Raw genomic sequence first — 15,847 nt, forward strand, 5'->3', positions numbered from 1 at the left:
TTGTCGCGTCGCTATGAGCGCCACGACCAATCTCGAAGAAGTAGTAATGGGGTTGTGTGTATCAGCACACGAGACTCCATCTGTATGACCTGTCGCGCTCCAAGATCCTGAGCTGGGCTCAGGACGGGATGGCCGCGGTGCCTTGGCACCTGCGAACATCGGCGCAGACTGGTTATAGGATCAAGCCTTACGGGCAATTAGTATCAGTTAGCTGAACGCATTACTGCGCTTACACACCTGACCTATCAACGTCCTGGTCTCGAACGACCCTTCAAGGAGGTCAAGCCTCCAGGGATATCTCATCTTAAGGCGAGTTTCCCGCTTAGATGCTTTCAGCGGTTATCTCTTCCGAACATAGCTACCCGGCGATGCCACTGGCGTGACAACCGGTACACCAGAGGTTCGTCCACTCCGGTCCTCTCGTACTAGGAGCAGCCCCCTTCAAATATCCAACGCCCACGGCAGATAGGGACCAAACTGTCTCACGACGTTTTAAACCCAGCTCACGTACCTCTTTAAATGGCGAACAGCCATACCCTTGGGACCGGCTACAGCCCCAGGATGAGATGAGCCGACATCGAGGTGCCAAACACCGCCGTCGATATGAACTCTTGGGCGGTATCAGCCTGTTATCCCCAGAGTACCTTTTATCCGTTGAGCGATGGCCCTTCCATACAGAACCACCGGATCACTATGACCTGCTTTCGCACCTGCTCGACTTGTCGGTCTCGCAGTTAAGCACGCTTATGCCATTGCACTATCAGCACGATTTCCGACCGTACCTAGCGTACCTTCGTACTCCTCCGTTACACTTTGGGAGGAGACCGCCCCAGTCAAACTGCCTACCATGCACTGTCCCCGACCCGGATCACGGGCCAAGGTTAGAACCTCAAACAAACCAGGGTGGTATTTCAAGGACGGCTCCACCGAAACTAGCGTTCCGGTTTCATAGCCTCCCACCTATCCTACACAGATCGGTTCAAAGTCCAATGCAAAGCTACAGTAAAGGTTCATGGGGTCTTTCCGTCTAGCCGCGGGGAGATTGCATCATCACAAACACTTCAACTTCGCTGAGTCTCGGGAGGAGACAGTGTGGCCATCGTTACGCCATTCGTGCAGGTCGGAACTTACCCGACAAGGAATTTCGCTACCTTAGGACCGTTATAGTTACGGCCGCCGTTTACCGGGACTTCAATCAAGAGCTTGCACCCCATCATTTAATCTTCCGGCACCGGGCAGGCGTCACACCCTATACGTCCACTTTCGTGTTTGCAGAGTGCTGTGTTTTTATTAAACAGTCGCAGCCACCAGTTTATTGCAACCCCTTCACCCTTCTGGCGCAGGCCAGTCAAGCTACAGGGGCGTACCTTATCCCGAAGTTACGGTACCAATTTGCCGAGTTCCTTCTCCCGAGTTCTCTCAAGCGCCTTAGAATACTCATCTCGCCCACCTGTGTCGGTTTGCGGTACGGTCACTGTTAAACTGAAGCTTAGAGGCTTTTCTTGGAACCACTTCCAATTGCTTCGCTTCCTAAGAAGCTCGCGCCACGCCCTTGAATTCTGCACCCGGATTTGCCTAAGTGCCTTCTCCAACGCAGCGACCGGGACTTCCAACACCCGGACAACCTTCCGCGATCCGTCCCCCCATCGCATTTAACAATGGTGCAGGAATATTGACCTGCTTCCCATCAGCTACGCATTTCTGCCTCGCCTTAGGGGCCGACTCACCCTACGCCGATGAACGTTGCGTAGGAAACCTTGGGCTTACGGCGAGGGGGCCTTTCACCCCCTTTATCGCTACTCATGTCAGCATTCGCACTTCCGATACCTCCAGCACACTTTACAATGCACCTTCGCAGGCTTACGGAACGCTCTCCTACCATGCATATAAATATGCATCCGCAGCTTCGGTATATAGCTTAGCCCCGTTACATCTTCCGCGCAGGACGACTCGATCAGTGAGCTATTACGCTTTCTTTAAAGGGTGGCTGCTTCTAAGCCAACCTCCTGACTGTTTTAGCCTTCCCACTTCGTTTCCCACTTAGCTATATTTGGGGACCTTAGCTGGCGGTCTGGGTTGTTTCCCTCTTGACACCGGACGTTAGCACCCGATGTCTGTCTCCCGTGATTGCACTCTTCGGTATTCGGAGTTTGCTATGGCGGGGTAATCCGCAATGGACCCCCCAACCATGACAGTGCTCTACCCCCGAAGGTGAGACACGAGGCACTACCTAAATAGTTTTCGGAGAGAACCAGCTATTTCCAAGTTTGTTTAGCCTTTCACCCCTATCCACAGCTCATCCCCTAACTTTTCAACGTTAGTGGGTTCGGACCTCCAGTACGTGTTACCGCACCTTCATCCTGGCCATGGATAGATCACTTGGTTTCGGGTCTACGCCCAGCAACTGAACGCCCTATTCGGACTCGCTTTCGCTACGCCTGCCCTATTCGGTTAAGCTTGCTACTGAACGTAAGTCGCTGACCCATTATACAAAAGGTACGCCGTCACCCCTTACGAGGCTCCGACTGTTTGTATGCATGCGGTTTCAGGATCTATTTCACTCCCCTCCCGGGGTTCTTTTCGCCTTTCCCTCACGGTACTGGTTCACTATCGGTCGATCACGAGTATTTAGCCTTGGAGGATGGTCCCCCCATCTTCAGACAGGATTTCACGTGTCCCGCCCTACTTGTCGTACACCTAGTTCTTTCATACTGTTTTCGTCTACAGGGCTATCACCTGCTATGGCCGCACTTTCCAGAGCGTTCGACTAACAATACAAATAAAGAGTACAGGCTCTTCCCATTTCGCTCGCCACTACTTTGGGAATCTCGGTTGATTTCTTTTCCTGCGGTTACTTAGATGTTTCAGTTCACCGCGTTCGCTTCACATAGCCTATGTATTCAGCTATGGATACTCCAAAAGGAGTGGGTTTCCCCATTCGGACATCTACGGATCAAAGCTCGTTTGCCAGCTCCCCGTAGCTTTTCGCAGGCTACCGCGTCCTTCATCGCCTGTGATCGCCAAGGCATCCACCACATGCACTTGTTCGCTTGACCCTATAACGAGTCTGTCTCGCTTTCGCTTGACAGGCCGCTACAGGTTGAGTTCTCGCATTTGTGCCGTATTCCAATTGAGCCGAACATGAAGTTCGAATCATCTTGAGATACATCGATACAATCACAACCCGGATAGTTTCCACGCCCATCTCAATAGACGCTTCCGCTATCCAAATTACTACTTCTTCTAGATTGTTAAAGAACGACAGCCGATATCTTTCAATATCCTCTGACTGGCTCAATCGCCAATGACAAAGACTCGAGTCAACTGACCCGAACGTTTGTCATTGAAGATTGGTGGAGGCAGACGGGATCGAACCGACGACCCCCTGCTTGCAAAGCAGGTGCTCTCCCAGCTGAGCTATGCCCCCATACAGAGACGTCTCAGGTTTCTACCGCCAGACAATTGGTGGGTCTGGTTGGATTCGAACCAACGACCCCCGCCTTATCAAGACGGTGCTCTAACCGACTGAGCTACAGACCCCTGAGTCTGTCTTGATTTACAGCCGATAAGCGTGAACGCTCAACTTTCGCGGTATTAGCTCGAGAAAGGAGGTGATCCAGCCGCACCTTCCGATACGGCTACCTTGTTACGACTTCACCCCAGTCATGAATCCTACCGTGGTGACCGTCCTCCTTGCGGTTAGACTAGCCACTTCTGGTAAAACCCACTCCCATGGTGTGACGGGCGGTGTGTACAAGACCCGGGAACGTATTCACCGCGGCATGCTGATCCGCGATTACTAGCGATTCCAGCTTCATGCACTCGAGTTGCAGAGTGCAATCCGGACTACGATCGGTTTTCTGGGATTAGCTCCCCCTCGCGGGTTGGCGACCCTCTGTTCCGACCATTGTATGACGTGTGAAGCCCTACCCATAAGGGCCATGAGGACTTGACGTCATCCCCACCTTCCTCCGGTTTGTCACCGGCAGTCTCCCTAGAGTGCTCTTGCGTAGCAACTAAGGACAAGGGTTGCGCTCGTTGCGGGACTTAACCCAACATCTCACGACACGAGCTGACGACAGCCATGCAGCACCTGTGTATCGGTTCTCTTTCGAGCACTCCCAGATCTCTCTAGGATTCCGACCATGTCAAGGGTAGGTAAGGTTTTTCGCGTTGCATCGAATTAATCCACATCATCCACCGCTTGTGCGGGTCCCCGTCAATTCCTTTGAGTTTTAATCTTGCGACCGTACTCCCCAGGCGGTCAACTTCACGCGTTAGCTACGTTACTAAGGAAATGAATCCCCAACAACTAGTTGACATCGTTTAGGGCGTGGACTACCAGGGTATCTAATCCTGTTTGCTCCCCACGCTTTCGTGCATGAGCGTCAGTATTGGCCCAGGGGGCTGCCTTCGCCATCGGTATTCCTCCACATCTCTACGCATTTCACTGCTACACGTGGAATTCTACCCCCCTCTGCCATACTCTAGCTTGCCAGTCACCAATGCAGTTCCCAGGTTGAGCCCGGGGATTTCACATCGGTCTTAACAAACCGCCTGCGCACGCTTTACGCCCAGTAATTCCGATTAACGCTCGCACCCTACGTATTACCGCGGCTGCTGGCACGTAGTTAGCCGGTGCTTATTCTTCCGGTACCGTCATCCCCGAAGGATATTAGCCCTCAGGATTTCTTTCCGGACAAAAGTGCTTTACAACCCGAAGGCCTTCTTCACACACGCGGCATTGCTGGATCAGGCTTTCGCCCATTGTCCAAAATTCCCCACTGCTGCCTCCCGTAGGAGTCTGGGCCGTGTCTCAGTCCCAGTGTGGCTGGTCGTCCTCTCAGACCAGCTACTGATCGTCGCCTTGGTGGGCCTTTACCCCACCAACTAGCTAATCAGCCATCGGCCAACCCTATAGCGCGAGGCCCGAAGGTCCCCCGCTTTCATCCGTAGATCGTATGCGGTATTAATCCGGCTTTCGCCGGGCTATCCCCCACTACAGGACATGTTCCGATGTATTACTCACCCGTTCGCCACTCGCCACCAGGTGCAAGCACCCGTGCTGCCGTTCGACTTGCATGTGTAAGGCATGCCGCCAGCGTTCAATCTGAGCCAGGATCAAACTCTTCAGTTCAATACCTGTTACTGTTTTCGGTTCATAATGAACCGGTCGCTCACTCAAAGCTGACAGGTTAATGAATTGCTTCACAAACCTGACTTACTTTTGTGTGAGACTCTTGATACTTTTGCTGACCTGATCCGGAGATCAGGACCGCTGCCATCAAGCGTCCACACTTATCGGCTGTAGATTTTTAAAGAGCGTATCTGCGAAGCAACTTTGGCTTCTTCAGCAGCAGAGAAGCGAGATTATGATCAACATTTCGCAGCGCGTCAACTACTTTTTTCAGCGCCGCGATCAACACACTTCGTCGATCACTTCTCAGTCAAACGAGCCAGCTGCCGATCCAACCTAGCGCTCAGCCCATCCAACCTTGCTTCCCCTTTCGCACCGCGTTTCCGTTAGCGCGAAAGAGGCGTGATTCTAAGCAGGCTTTGGCCAGCGCGCAAGAGGGAATCGAACATATTTTTTCGCCTTTCTCCCACATCCCCCTCGCCTTGCTTCGCCAGCACGTACCGGAATTCTCGTAGCCGTCCGGACGACCCGCTACTCCGCGCGGGAACCGACTAAAATGGCTGGCTCAAAGCACCCACCTCTAACTATCCAGATCTATGCGCCAGCGAACCGCCAAACGCCTTCCCCCCGATGCCGACAAACTGGTCGGCCTGTCGCTCGCGTTGTTCGCATCCGGCAGCCGTGTCGAGGACCGGTTCTGGGAAGCGAAGCTCGACGCGCTGCTCACGAAGGTGATCCGCAACGGCAATCAGACGACCCTCGACGCCGCGCTCGACCATCTGCAGCAGAATCATCCCGATGCTTATGGCGCGCTTGCCGACATGGCGGAGACCCACAGCGAGTCGCTGCTCGTCGAACACGAGGGGCAGACGCACGAAGCGCTGCTCGTCGCCGTGCCGATTCTCGCCTGGACGCGCTACATGATTCCGTCCGGGACGCTCAAGGCCGAAATCGCCGAGGTCCTGCGCACGCACCTGCAGGCACATGTGCTCGCGGAACACACGCACGTCGCGCTCGCCCCCTTCCTCTACAGCATCGACCAATTGCCGCGCCATCACGTCGAGGCCTATCGCCTCACGCAGCAGCTCGCGCAAGCCGCGCTCGGCGGCCAGGCGCCCCGCCTCAACTTCGGCGACCTGCCCGAAACCTCGCCGATCCTGGCTGACCCGCGCTTCCTGCTGGCCGTGGTCGCGACGCCAGCCGGCTCGCCGATGTTCCGCTGGCAGGAAGAAGAGCAAGGCGCGCGCATCGAGCGCGGCCAGTGCCTCGAACAATGGACCAGCCAGGGCGGCGGCAATCTGGCCAACGCGCTGCCGGGCTGCGAATTCGAATGCCTGCTGCCGGACGCCTATTACTCGGCATGCCGCGACGCCGACGAGCGCGTTCGTCCGCATACGGTTCGCACCGCCATCCGTTACCTGTTCGACACCATCGGCGCTGCCCCTCAGGAACTGCGGGCTGTCGTCGCAGGCTTCGGCGAGCGCCGCATCGACGAATACCGGATCGGCTTCACGCGACGCGGCAGCAACGACGTGATCTACGGCGTCGTGTGGCCGCTGTATGGACGCGAGAACGGCGACATCGCCGTGGAAGACACGATGGTCGATGCCGAGGCCCCGGTCGACGGCCCGATCGAGGAAATCGTCTCGCTGCTGAAGGATACGGGCGTGACCGACATCCGCCGTCACGCCGGCCGCTTCGAACCGGAATACTGCGACGATTGCGGCGTTCCGCTGTATGCCGACCCGCTCGGTGAAATCGTCCACGCCGAAATGCCGGAAGACGCCTCCCCCGCCCAGCCGCATTTCCATTGAGCCGGCACGCCGCCGCGCTGTTTCACAGCGACAAAGAGCCGCCCGCGAGGCGGCTCTTTTTTTTCACATACTTGCACCTCTTCCTATGACGTTCGGCTAGGCCGACGCGACGTAATCGTTTTGTCATCATGTTCGCGACGCTAATCGTCATCACGCTACAAACCAAACGAAGGAGGCAGCGATGAGATTCCTGGTGTTGAGTCCTGACGCGGAGCGCCGCGACGGCTTGAAGGCGTTGCTGCGGCAGATCGATCGGCACGGCGGCTACAACGATGCCAAGGATTGGCGGCAGGCCATGCGCGTCGTCAGGCAGCACAGCTTCGACATGATCGTCGTCGACGCCCCGCACGGGCCTCGTCTCGGCGATCTGCGCGCGCTGTGCGAGGCCAGCGCGCCGACGCCCGTCGCGGTACTGGTCGACGATACGTCGGCCACGGCAGCCCAGGAACAGTTCGCGACCGGCGCGCAGGGCGTGGTTCCGCGCAGCATGGGCTCCCACCTCGTGATCCGGGCCTTCGAAATGGTGCTGCTGGGCGGCTACTACATACCGCCCGGTGCGCTCGATCTCATCGAGGCACGCCTGGCCGGCGATCGTTCAGTCCGTATCGCCAGGAAGATCCCCCTGCGTCGCCAACCGAGCACCGGCGTCCTCTCACCCAGGCAAGCGCAGATCATGCGTTTCGTGCACATGGGCAACACGAACAAAATGATTGCCCGCACGCTCGGCATCAGCGAGGGCACGGTCAAGATCCATCTCGCCAGCATTTTCCAGCAGCTCGGCGCGGCCAACCGCGCCGCCGCCGTGGCAATCTACAACGGCTGGCTGCCGCCGCATCTGGAGGTGCTCGCGACGGCCCGCCAGACCCAGTCGCGCCCCTTGTTCGGCTCACCAGGCTCGATTCCGCCATCCCCACGCGCAAGCCGCAGGAAATATCCGCTGGTTGCCTACGAGGGGCCGCAGATCCCGGTACCCATGGCGGCCGAGCCGGAGCCGACGACGCCGAAACGCAACACCTGAGTCGGCGCCGGGAGTCGAATCGGTTCCCATTTTTCAGCGTCAACGAGTAATATTCGAAGCATGGGCTTCCTCTACACGCCGCTTCCGCTCTGGGTCGCCGTCGGTGGCTGGATCGCCGCCGCGGCGGCGCTCGCGCTCGCGTCGTGGAAGCGTCCGTTCAGCCGCCTCAAGGATCCGACACTGCAGCACGTCTGGTGTGCGCTGATCGCCACGATCACCGTGCTCTGGGCTTCGAACGCCTGGCTCGACGACGGCCTCGTCATGCATCTGCTCGGCGCGACGCTGATCGCGACCCTGTTCGACTGGACGCTCGCCTTGATCGCGATGGGCGCCGTCACCGGCATCGCGGCCATCGTCTTCGATGCGAGCTGGCAGGGTGTCGGCCTAACCTATCTCGTCTACGGCGCCCTGCCGGTTGCCATTTCGACGCTGTTCCAGCGTGCCGCGGTTGCCTGGCTGCCCCACAACCTCCCAACATTCATCGTCGGCCAGGGCTTCGTCGCCCCGGCCGTCACCATCGGCATCGTGGCCGCAGCGGCAGCAGGCGTGCAGATCGGCATCGCCGACGGCTCGGCCCTGGTGATTCCGGCCGGTTATGGATTGAACACGCTGCTGCTCGCACTCGGCGAGGCCTGGTTCACCGGCATGGCCACCGCCCTGATCGCAATCTACCGGCCGGCCTGGGTGACCACCTTCGATGTGCGTCGCTACCGTCTCGGCGGCCCTCGCGCCTGAAAATATCCACTGCTGCTCGGGCAATCGTGCCGGCTCGGTTCGCGAGCCGGCACTTTCGACCAGCCAAACAGCAGCATGTCAAAAAAATTGCGCTAAGATTGAACTCTTCGCCTTCGCCGGGCATCTTACGTGCCCGGCGACTCAATTCCGCACTCTCGAATCCTGATGGACAGCTTCCCCGCCCAGCGTCTATTCGGCGTGTTCGGCAAGCTGGCAGCCTGTGTCGCAGGCCTGTCGCTTGCGCTTTCCGCCCCCGCCTTCGCCGACCTGCTCGATCAGCGCACCGAACTGATCAATAAATACGTCACCGAAATGCATGCCGATCCGCTCGTCGCCGACTGCGCCGCGCACGGCAATTTCATTGCGAGCACATCGAGTGCATTCGATCACGTCGAATTCCCGCCCAGCGCATTCGACAGCAGCAATGCCACGATCACCCCCTGGAACGACTCGTTCGACGAGGGCAAGCAGCGCATCAAGGTCGACAGCATCGTGACGGTCGAAGGTCTCGGTATTTCGCAGAACGGCGGTGACCCGGCCAGCCTGAAATTCCGCTGCGGCTATGTCGGCAGCCAGATGCTCGCCTTCAGCTGGAACGACCCGGTCCCTCCCGCCAGGCCGCGCGCCGAGCGCAGCAGTTCGTCGAAGCGGCAATTGCACGGTGGTCATCGCGGCAAGGGCAAGGCCAAGGCGAGCGGCAAGAGCACTCGCAAATCGGCGACGGTGAAGAAATCGACGACGAGCAAGAAAGCCGTCAAGAAGAAGAGCACGGCGAAGAAATCCTGAGCCCCGGCGCCCTCGCGGCGCGTCACGATCGGCTCTTCATGCAAAAGGCCGGAATGCGTCGACATTCCGGCCTTTTGTTTTGCGCATTCAACGCCGAGGCATCGGCTCCTCAGGCAAAGCGCTGCAGATGGTTCAGGATCGGCAGCAGCATCGAGGCACCGAGCGCCGCGCTGCGCTCGCCGTTCCAGCCGACGCGCTCGTCCGGCAGGTTGGCGTTGTCCTTGAACGGCATTTCGAGCGTCAGCGATAGGCAGCCGAAGGCGTGGCCAATGTATTTCGAGGCCAGCTTGAGCGCATCCTCGCGATACTTGCTGGCCGCATAACCATGCTCGTCCTGGAAATCGGGGCTTGCCTGCTTGAACGCGGCGATGAACGCGTCCTGCTCCTCGCGCTGGCGATCGGTGAAGCCGGGCAGCATTTCCGAACCGGCCACGAACACGTAGGGCAGGTCCTCGTCGCCGTGGATGTCGAAGAACATGTCGCAGCCGATCGCGTGGATCGCATCGCGCACCACCAGCACCTCGGGGCTGCGCGCCGCGTCGGGTTCCATCCACTCGCGGTTCAGGTTGGCGCCGACCGCGTTGGTGCGCAGGTTGCCGTGCACGCTGCCGTCGGGATTCATGTTCGCGACGATATAGAAGGTCGCGTGATCGTAGAGCTTGCGCGCAACCGCGTCGCCCGCCCAGTCGCCCCAGCCCGCCAGACGCTTGACCAGCCCTTCCACGAACCATTCGGCCATCGATTCGCCGGGATGCTGGCGCGCGATGACCCATACCTTCTTCTTGCTGCCATCCTCGTCGGGCGTGCCGAGCACGAGCAGGGACATCGGCCGCCCCTCGACGGTACGGCCCAGCTCGACCACGTTGGCCTGCGGCATCTGCTGGATCGCGCCGAGGAATTCCGAATGACGCTCCTCGCCATAGGGCTCGAAGTAGGCGTAGTAGATGCTGTCGAATTCCGGCGTGTGATCGATCGTCATCACCTTGCCATCGAAATCGGTCGGCACGCGGAACCAGTTCACGCGGTCATAGCTCGCCGCCGCGCGATAACCGCGCCAGCCCGCCGGGTAGGCGCTCTCGTGCGCGTTCTCGAAACGCATCACGCAGCGCTCGCCGCGCGCGCCCGACAGGCGGAAATAGAACCATTGCGCGAACTCGGATTGATTGTCGCCGCGAATCCGCAGGCGGATCTCCTCGGGACGCTCGCAGAACACGACGTCGATCGCGCCGGCATCGAACTGGGTGGAAATCGAGAGAGTCATCTTGTCTCCAGGTAGCCGCGCCCTCTTGAGGCACGGGATCAGATCGGAATCTCGGGGACGGCGCGTGGATTACGCGCCGATCCGCCGACGGAACACATAGGTGGAATCGTTCGAGGCCTCGGCGTCGAAGGCATACCCTTCCTCGGCGAAGTCCTTCAAATGCTCGGCCGACGCGATGCGCCGGGTCACCGCGTAACGCGCCATCAAGCCGCGCGCGCGCTTGGCGTGGAAGCTGATGATCTTGTAGCGGCCGCCCTTCCAGTCCTCGAACACCGGCGTGATGACCGGCGCGTCGAGCAGCTTCGGCTTCACCGACTTGAAGTACTCGGTCGAGGCGCAGTTCACGAGCACGCGTGCGTCGCCATCGCGCGAGGCCAGTTGCGTGTTCAAGGCCCGCGTGATGCGCTCGCCCCAGAAGGCGTACAGGTCCTTGCCGCGCGGATTCTGGAAACGCGTGCCCATCTCGAGCCGATACGGCTGCAACAGGTCCAGCGGGCGCAGCAGCCCATAGAGGCCGGACAGCACGCGCACATGCTGCTGCGCATAGTCGAGATCGGAGGCGGACAAGGTCCGCGCGTCGAAACCCTCGTAGACATCGCCATTGAAGGCGAGCACCGCCTGCTTGGCGTTGGCGGCCGTGAACTGGCGCGACCAATCCGCGTAACGCTGGAAGTTGAGACGGGCCAACGGGTCCGAAATGTCCATCAGCGTGGAAATCTGCTGCGGCGACAGTTTCCGCAATCCCTCGATCAGCTCGGCCGCGTCTTCGATGAAGTCGGGCAGCGTGTGGGTCGGAATATGGGGCGGGGTCTCGTAATCGAGCGATTTCGCGGGAGAGAGAACGATTATCATAGAGGCTCGCCGGCACGCGGTGCGGTGCCGTCAGACGAAAACCACCGATTGTAACGAATGCCCAGCCCCAACGCTCCGCGAGACGGGCACCGCGTGGTGCTCGACTCGAACGTCTGGATCGACATCCTCGTGTTCGACGACCCCGCCGTGCGCCCGATCCGGGCCGCGCTCGAGAACGGCAGCCTGGTTGCCCTAATCGACGCGCGCTGCCTGAACGAACTCGAGCACGTGCTCGACTATCCGCAATTCGCCTCGCGCGCGGTCGACAAGGCCGCCGCGCTGGCCACCGTCGCCCGGCTCTCGCAAGCGGCCGATGGCTCGGCTCCGCTGCCCGAGAACGCGCCGCCGCTGCCGAAGTGCAAGGACCGCGACGACCAGAAATTCCTCGAACTCGCCCGGGCCGTCGATGCCGACTGGCTCGTGTCGAAAGACCGCGCGCTGCTGAAGCTCTCGCGCCGCACCGAACGCGACTTCCACTTCCGGATCGCGCAGCCGGCGCCGTTCGTGAGCGCCTGCGGGCTCGAACCCGCCGAACCTACCGAGCCGACGCCGGCCTGAAGGCCGCAGCCCGCGCCGCGCTCGGCCCCGTCCACCCCATCGCATCCGCCCGACACACGATGAACGCACCGTCCGCCTCGCCCGTCACGCCCGCCATCGTTTCCCGCCTGCCGCAGGTCGGCACCACGATCTTCACGGTCATGAGCGCGCTCGCGGCCGAAAAAGGCGCGGTCAACCTGGGCCAGGGCTTCCCCGATTTCCATTGCGATCCGAGGATCATCGAGGCGGTCGCCAACGCGATGCGCGACGGCCACAACCAATATCCGCCGATGACGGGCGCCGCGCCGCTGCGCGAGGCGATCGCCGACAAGATCGAGCGGATCTACGGCCGCCGCTACGACGCGGCCAGCGAGATCACCGTCACGGCAGGCGCGACGCAGGCGCTGCTGACGGCGATCCTCTGCGCGGTCCACCCCGGCGACGAGGTGATCGTGGTCGAGCCGACCTACGACAGCTACCTGCCCTCGATCGAACTCGCCGGAGGCAAGCCGGTGTTCGTCACGCTGGAAGCGCCCGACTATGCGATCCCCTTCGACAAGCTGGCGGCCGCGATCACGCCGAAGACGCGGCTGATCCTGATCAACACGCCGCACAACCCGACCGGCACGGTCTGGCGCGAGTCCGACATGCGCCAGCTCGAGGAGATCGTGCGCGGCACCGAGGTGCTGATCCTGTCTGACGAGGTCTACGAGCACATGGTCTATGACGGCGAGCGGCACGAGAGCGTGGCGCGCTACCCGGAACTCGCGGCGCGCAGCTTCATCGTCTCGAGCTTCGGCAAGACCTATCACGTGACGGGCTGGAAGGTCGGCTACGTCGCCGCGCCGGCAGCGCTGACGGCCGAATTCCGCAAGGTCCACCAGTTCAACGTGTTCACCGTCAACACGCCGATGCAGGTCGGGCTCGCCAGCTACCTGCGCGATCCCGAGCCCTACCTGACGCTGCCGGCGTTCTACCAGAAGAAGCGCGACCTGTTCCGCGCCGGGCTCGCCTCGACGCGCTTCAAGCTGCTGCCCTGCGCCGGCACCTACTTCCAGTGCGTCGATTATTCGGCGATCAGCGACCTGCCCGAGGCGGAATTCGCCAAGTGGCTGACCGCCGAGATCGGGGTTGCCGCGATCCCCGTGTCGGCCTTCTATCACGAGCCGCACGAATCGGGCGTGGTGCGCTTCTGCTTCGCCAAGCGCGAAGACACGCTCGCGACCGCGCTGGAGCGGCTCTCGCGGCTGTAAGCCGGCCGCGCGGCGCCGGCAGCTTCCCGTGCTCGCGCCGCGCCTGCCCTAGCCCGCGCAGCCGCCCTGGCCTAGCGCCTGGCGCCGTTCGCCTCGAGATAAGCCTTGCGATCGGCCGTCACGCGCTGCGCGGCGGGACGCTCGCCCACCAGCTTCGAATACGCCTTCCAGTCGATTCCCGCCTCGACCACCAGATCGCGGCCATACACGGCCTTGGTCGCGAGCCCCACGATCGGCAGGTGGATATAGGCGGCCACGTCGGCCATGCCGTAGGTCTCGCCGAGCACGTAGGGCGCGAAGCGCGTCATCTTGCGAAACGCGGCCAGCGCGCCGACCAGGCGCTTCTCGACGCGCCGCTGCGTCTCCTCGCTGGCCGTGCCGCCGAAAAATGCCTGCCCGTACAGGCTGCGCGCGACCCATTCGAGATACAGTTCGACGAAGACGGTGATTTCCCGCACCTTGGCCGCCTCGAACGGATCGGCCGGGAACAGGCCCTTCTCCGGATAACGCGCGGCAAGATACTCGACGATCGCCTGCGATTCCGACAGCGCGCCGTGCTCGGTGCGCAGGAACGGCACCTTGCCGAACGGCGAGGCGTCGAGCGCCTCGTCACCGCTCAACGGCAGCGTATGAATCTGCTCCTCGAAATCGATCTCGTGATCGAGCAGCACCAGCTTCACCTTGTTGTAGTAGTTCGATAAGGGCAAACCACAGAGCTGCAGCATCATCGTTCTCCTGTCCTGACGGGTTCGAGGCGCGAGCCCTGCTCGTGAAATCCGCGGCTCGTCGCGACGTGCCGAATAGCACGTTCGTGCTAGTCTAAAGCACTTCGCAGCCCCGACCACCGGACGCGCGTTCATGCATTCGCCGCGCCGGCCAAAAGACCGACATCCTGGAGACATCCGCATGAGCGCCGAACTGCTCGCGTCCCGCCCCGCCGAAAGCGAATCGACCCTGGTCTTGACGCTATCGAATCCGGGCGCACGCAACGCCCTGCATCCCGACATGTACGCGGCCGGCCTCGAGGCGATGAACACCGCCGAGCGCGATCCCTCGATCCGCAGCGTGGTGCTGACCGGCGCGGACCGCTTCTTCTGCGCCGGCGGCAACCTGAACCGACTGCTCGAGAATCGCGCCAGGGATCCCGCGGTGCAGGCCGCCAGCATCGACCTGCTAGGCGAATGGATCACCGCGATCCGGACCGTCACCAAGCCGGTGATCGCGGCGGTCGAAGGCGCGGCCGCCGGGGCCGGTTTCTCGCTGGCGCTGGCTTGCGACCTGGTCGTCGCCGCCGAGGACGCGAAATTCGTGATGTCCTACGCGCGCGTCGGGCTCACGCCGGACGGCGGCGGCTCCTGGTTCCTGGCCCGTGCACTGCCGCGCGCGCTGGCCACTGAAATCCTGATCGAGGGCAAACCGGTCGTGGCCCGACGCCTGCATGATCTCGGCGTCGTCAATCGCCTCGCGCGTGCCGGCTCGGTGCTCGGCGAAACGCTGGCCTGGGCCGACGAGCTCGGCCGCATCTCGCCGAACGCCGTCACGCGCGTGAAGGCCTTGCTCGCCGACGCGCCCGAGCAGCCGCTCGCGGCGCACCTGGTGGCCGAGCGCGATCATTTCGTCGCCTCGCTCCATCATGCCGACGGGCTCGAAGGCATCACCGCCTTCCTGGAGAAACGGCCGCCCGTCTATTCCCGATGATCCCAGGATGACCACTCTCTATACCCTGCCGACCCGCCGCCGCATCTATCTGATGCGACATGGCGACGTCACCTATTTCGATGCCCGGCAACAGGCGATCGACCCGGACGCGGTACCGCTCAACGAACTCGGCCGGGCCCAGGCCCGCGCGGCCGGCCGCGCCTTCGCCGCGCAATCGATCCGCTTCGACCGCGTGATCACCAGCGGCCTGAATCGCACCGTCGAAACGGCCTCGCTCGTGCTCGCGGAAACCGGGCAGGCGATCGACGTCGAGATCGAACCGGCATGGCGCGAAATCCGCGGCGGCCATCTTGCCGACCTGCCGCCGGAGGATGTCGAGGCGGCCTTTATCGGCGCATTCCACGGCATCGTCCCCGAACACGTTCCCTTCCTCGGCGGCGAAACCATCGGCGAGTTGATCGACCGCGTGCTGCCGCCGCTCGCGGCGCTGCGCGCCGATCCCGGCTGGGACACCGCGCTGCTGGTGCTGCATGGCGGCGTCAACTGCGCGCTGCTGTCCCACGCCACGCTGCCCGAACAGCGGCTATTCATCGGGCGCTTCGCTCAATCGACCGCCTGCATCAACGTGCTCGACGTCGGCCAGCATGCGCACGACTGGGTGATCCGGCAACTCAACTACACGCCGCCCGATGCGCTGCATCGCGACGCTCGCAACACCGTCATGGAAGTGCTCTATCACCAGTTCGTTCAGGCCAACGCGGGAAGCTGAACCCGCGCGGCGCCCCGGAGGCAAGG

At 61.3% G+C, this 15,847-nt stretch carries 11 protein-coding genes, 2 tRNA genes and 2 rRNA genes; 8 read left to right on the forward strand and 7 right to left on the reverse strand.

Annotation, left to right across the window (positions count from 1 at the left end):
* Positions 1 to 176: 176 nt before the first annotated feature.
* From BM43_RS18565 to BM43_RS18580, 4 genes are all read right to left on the reverse strand, one after another.
* A 23S ribosomal RNA gene (locus BM43_RS18565) occupies positions 177 to 3,056 on the reverse strand.
* Between the two features lie 295 nt (positions 3,057 to 3,351).
* A tRNA-Ala gene (locus BM43_RS18570) sits at positions 3,352 to 3,427 on the reverse strand.
* Between the two features lie 36 nt (positions 3,428 to 3,463).
* Positions 3,464 to 3,540, reverse strand: a tRNA-Ile gene (locus BM43_RS18575).
* 64 nt (positions 3,541 to 3,604) lie between these two features.
* A 16S ribosomal RNA gene (locus BM43_RS18580) occupies positions 3,605 to 5,137 on the reverse strand.
* The 16S and 23S rRNA genes sit together here with 2 tRNA genes alongside, the layout of an rRNA operon.
* A 596-nt stretch (positions 5,138 to 5,733) precedes the next feature.
* Here BM43_RS18580 and BM43_RS18585 point away from each other — a divergent pair.
* The 4 genes from BM43_RS18585 (at position 5,734) to BM43_RS18600 (ending at position 9,490) form a co-directional block, all read left to right on the forward strand.
* On the forward strand, positions 5,734 to 6,951 hold the full coding sequence (locus tag BM43_RS18585; protein WP_013698833.1) for a DUF2863 family protein: 1,218 nt from the start codon (positions 5,734 to 5,736) through the stop codon (positions 6,949 to 6,951).
* Positions 6,952 to 7,132: 181 nt separating this feature from the next.
* The gene (locus tag BM43_RS18590; protein ID WP_013698834.1) at positions 7,133 to 7,969 is read left to right on the forward strand and encodes a LuxR C-terminal-related transcriptional regulator; all 837 of its coding nucleotides are present in this window, start codon (positions 7,133 to 7,135) and stop codon (positions 7,967 to 7,969) included.
* Positions 7,970 to 8,029: 60 nt separating this feature from the next.
* Positions 8,030 to 8,704 carry an energy-coupling factor ABC transporter permease gene (locus BM43_RS18595; protein ID WP_036049898.1) on the forward strand — a complete coding sequence of 225 codons (675 nt, stop codon included), beginning with the start codon at positions 8,030 to 8,032 and terminating at the stop codon, positions 8,702 to 8,704.
* 165 nt (positions 8,705 to 8,869) lie between these two features.
* A complete protein-coding gene (locus tag BM43_RS18600; RefSeq protein ID WP_036049896.1) occupies positions 8,870 to 9,490 on the forward strand; it encodes a BspC domain-containing protein in 621 nt (206 codons plus the stop codon).
* Between the two features lie 109 nt (positions 9,491 to 9,599).
* Here BM43_RS18600 and BM43_RS18605 read toward each other — a convergent pair whose 3' ends face one another.
* Together BM43_RS18605 and yaaA are read right to left on the reverse strand one after the other, a co-directional pair.
* Entirely contained in the window at positions 9,600 to 10,751 is a 1,152-nt protein-coding gene (locus BM43_RS18605; RefSeq protein WP_036049894.1) for a M14 family metallopeptidase, read from the reverse strand.
* Between the two features lie 69 nt (positions 10,752 to 10,820).
* Positions 10,821 to 11,603: a peroxide stress protein YaaA gene (gene yaaA / locus BM43_RS18610; RefSeq protein ID WP_036049891.1), complete on the reverse strand. Its 783-nt coding sequence runs from the start codon at positions 11,601 to 11,603 to the stop codon at positions 10,821 to 10,823.
* 57 nt (positions 11,604 to 11,660) lie between these two features.
* Here yaaA and BM43_RS18615 point away from each other — a divergent pair, with 57 nt between their 5' ends.
* Complete coding sequence (locus BM43_RS18615) at positions 11,661 to 12,161, forward strand: putative toxin-antitoxin system toxin component, PIN family (protein WP_036049888.1); 501 nt, start codon at positions 11,661 to 11,663, stop codon at positions 12,159 to 12,161.
* Between the two features lie 59 nt (positions 12,162 to 12,220).
* On the forward strand, positions 12,221 to 13,393 hold the full coding sequence (locus BM43_RS18620; RefSeq protein WP_036049886.1) for a pyridoxal phosphate-dependent aminotransferase: 1,173 nt from the start codon (positions 12,221 to 12,223) through the stop codon (positions 13,391 to 13,393).
* 71 nt (positions 13,394 to 13,464) lie between these two features.
* On the opposite strand, the gene BM43_RS18625 is transcribed toward BM43_RS18620, so the two are convergent.
* On the reverse strand, positions 13,465 to 14,118 hold the full coding sequence (locus tag BM43_RS18625; protein WP_036035514.1) for a glutathione S-transferase family protein: 654 nt from the start codon (positions 14,116 to 14,118) through the stop codon (positions 13,465 to 13,467).
* A 181-nt stretch (positions 14,119 to 14,299) separates the two neighbouring features.
* On the opposite strand from BM43_RS18625, the gene BM43_RS18630 reads away from it, so the two are divergent.
* Entirely contained in the window at positions 14,300 to 15,091 is a 792-nt protein-coding gene (locus tag BM43_RS18630; protein WP_036049883.1) for an oxepin-CoA hydrolase, alternative type, read from the forward strand.
* A gap of 7 nt (positions 15,092 to 15,098) precedes the next feature.
* Positions 15,099 to 15,821, forward strand: coding sequence for a histidine phosphatase family protein (locus BM43_RS18635; protein WP_036049880.1), 723 nt, complete (start codon positions 15,099 to 15,101; stop codon positions 15,819 to 15,821).
* The last annotated feature ends 26 nt before the right edge of the window (positions 15,822 to 15,847 follow it).

It is taken from the genome of Burkholderia gladioli (assembly GCF_000959725.1).
GTDB classification, from domain to species: domain Bacteria; phylum Pseudomonadota; class Gammaproteobacteria; order Burkholderiales; family Burkholderiaceae; genus Burkholderia; species Burkholderia gladioli.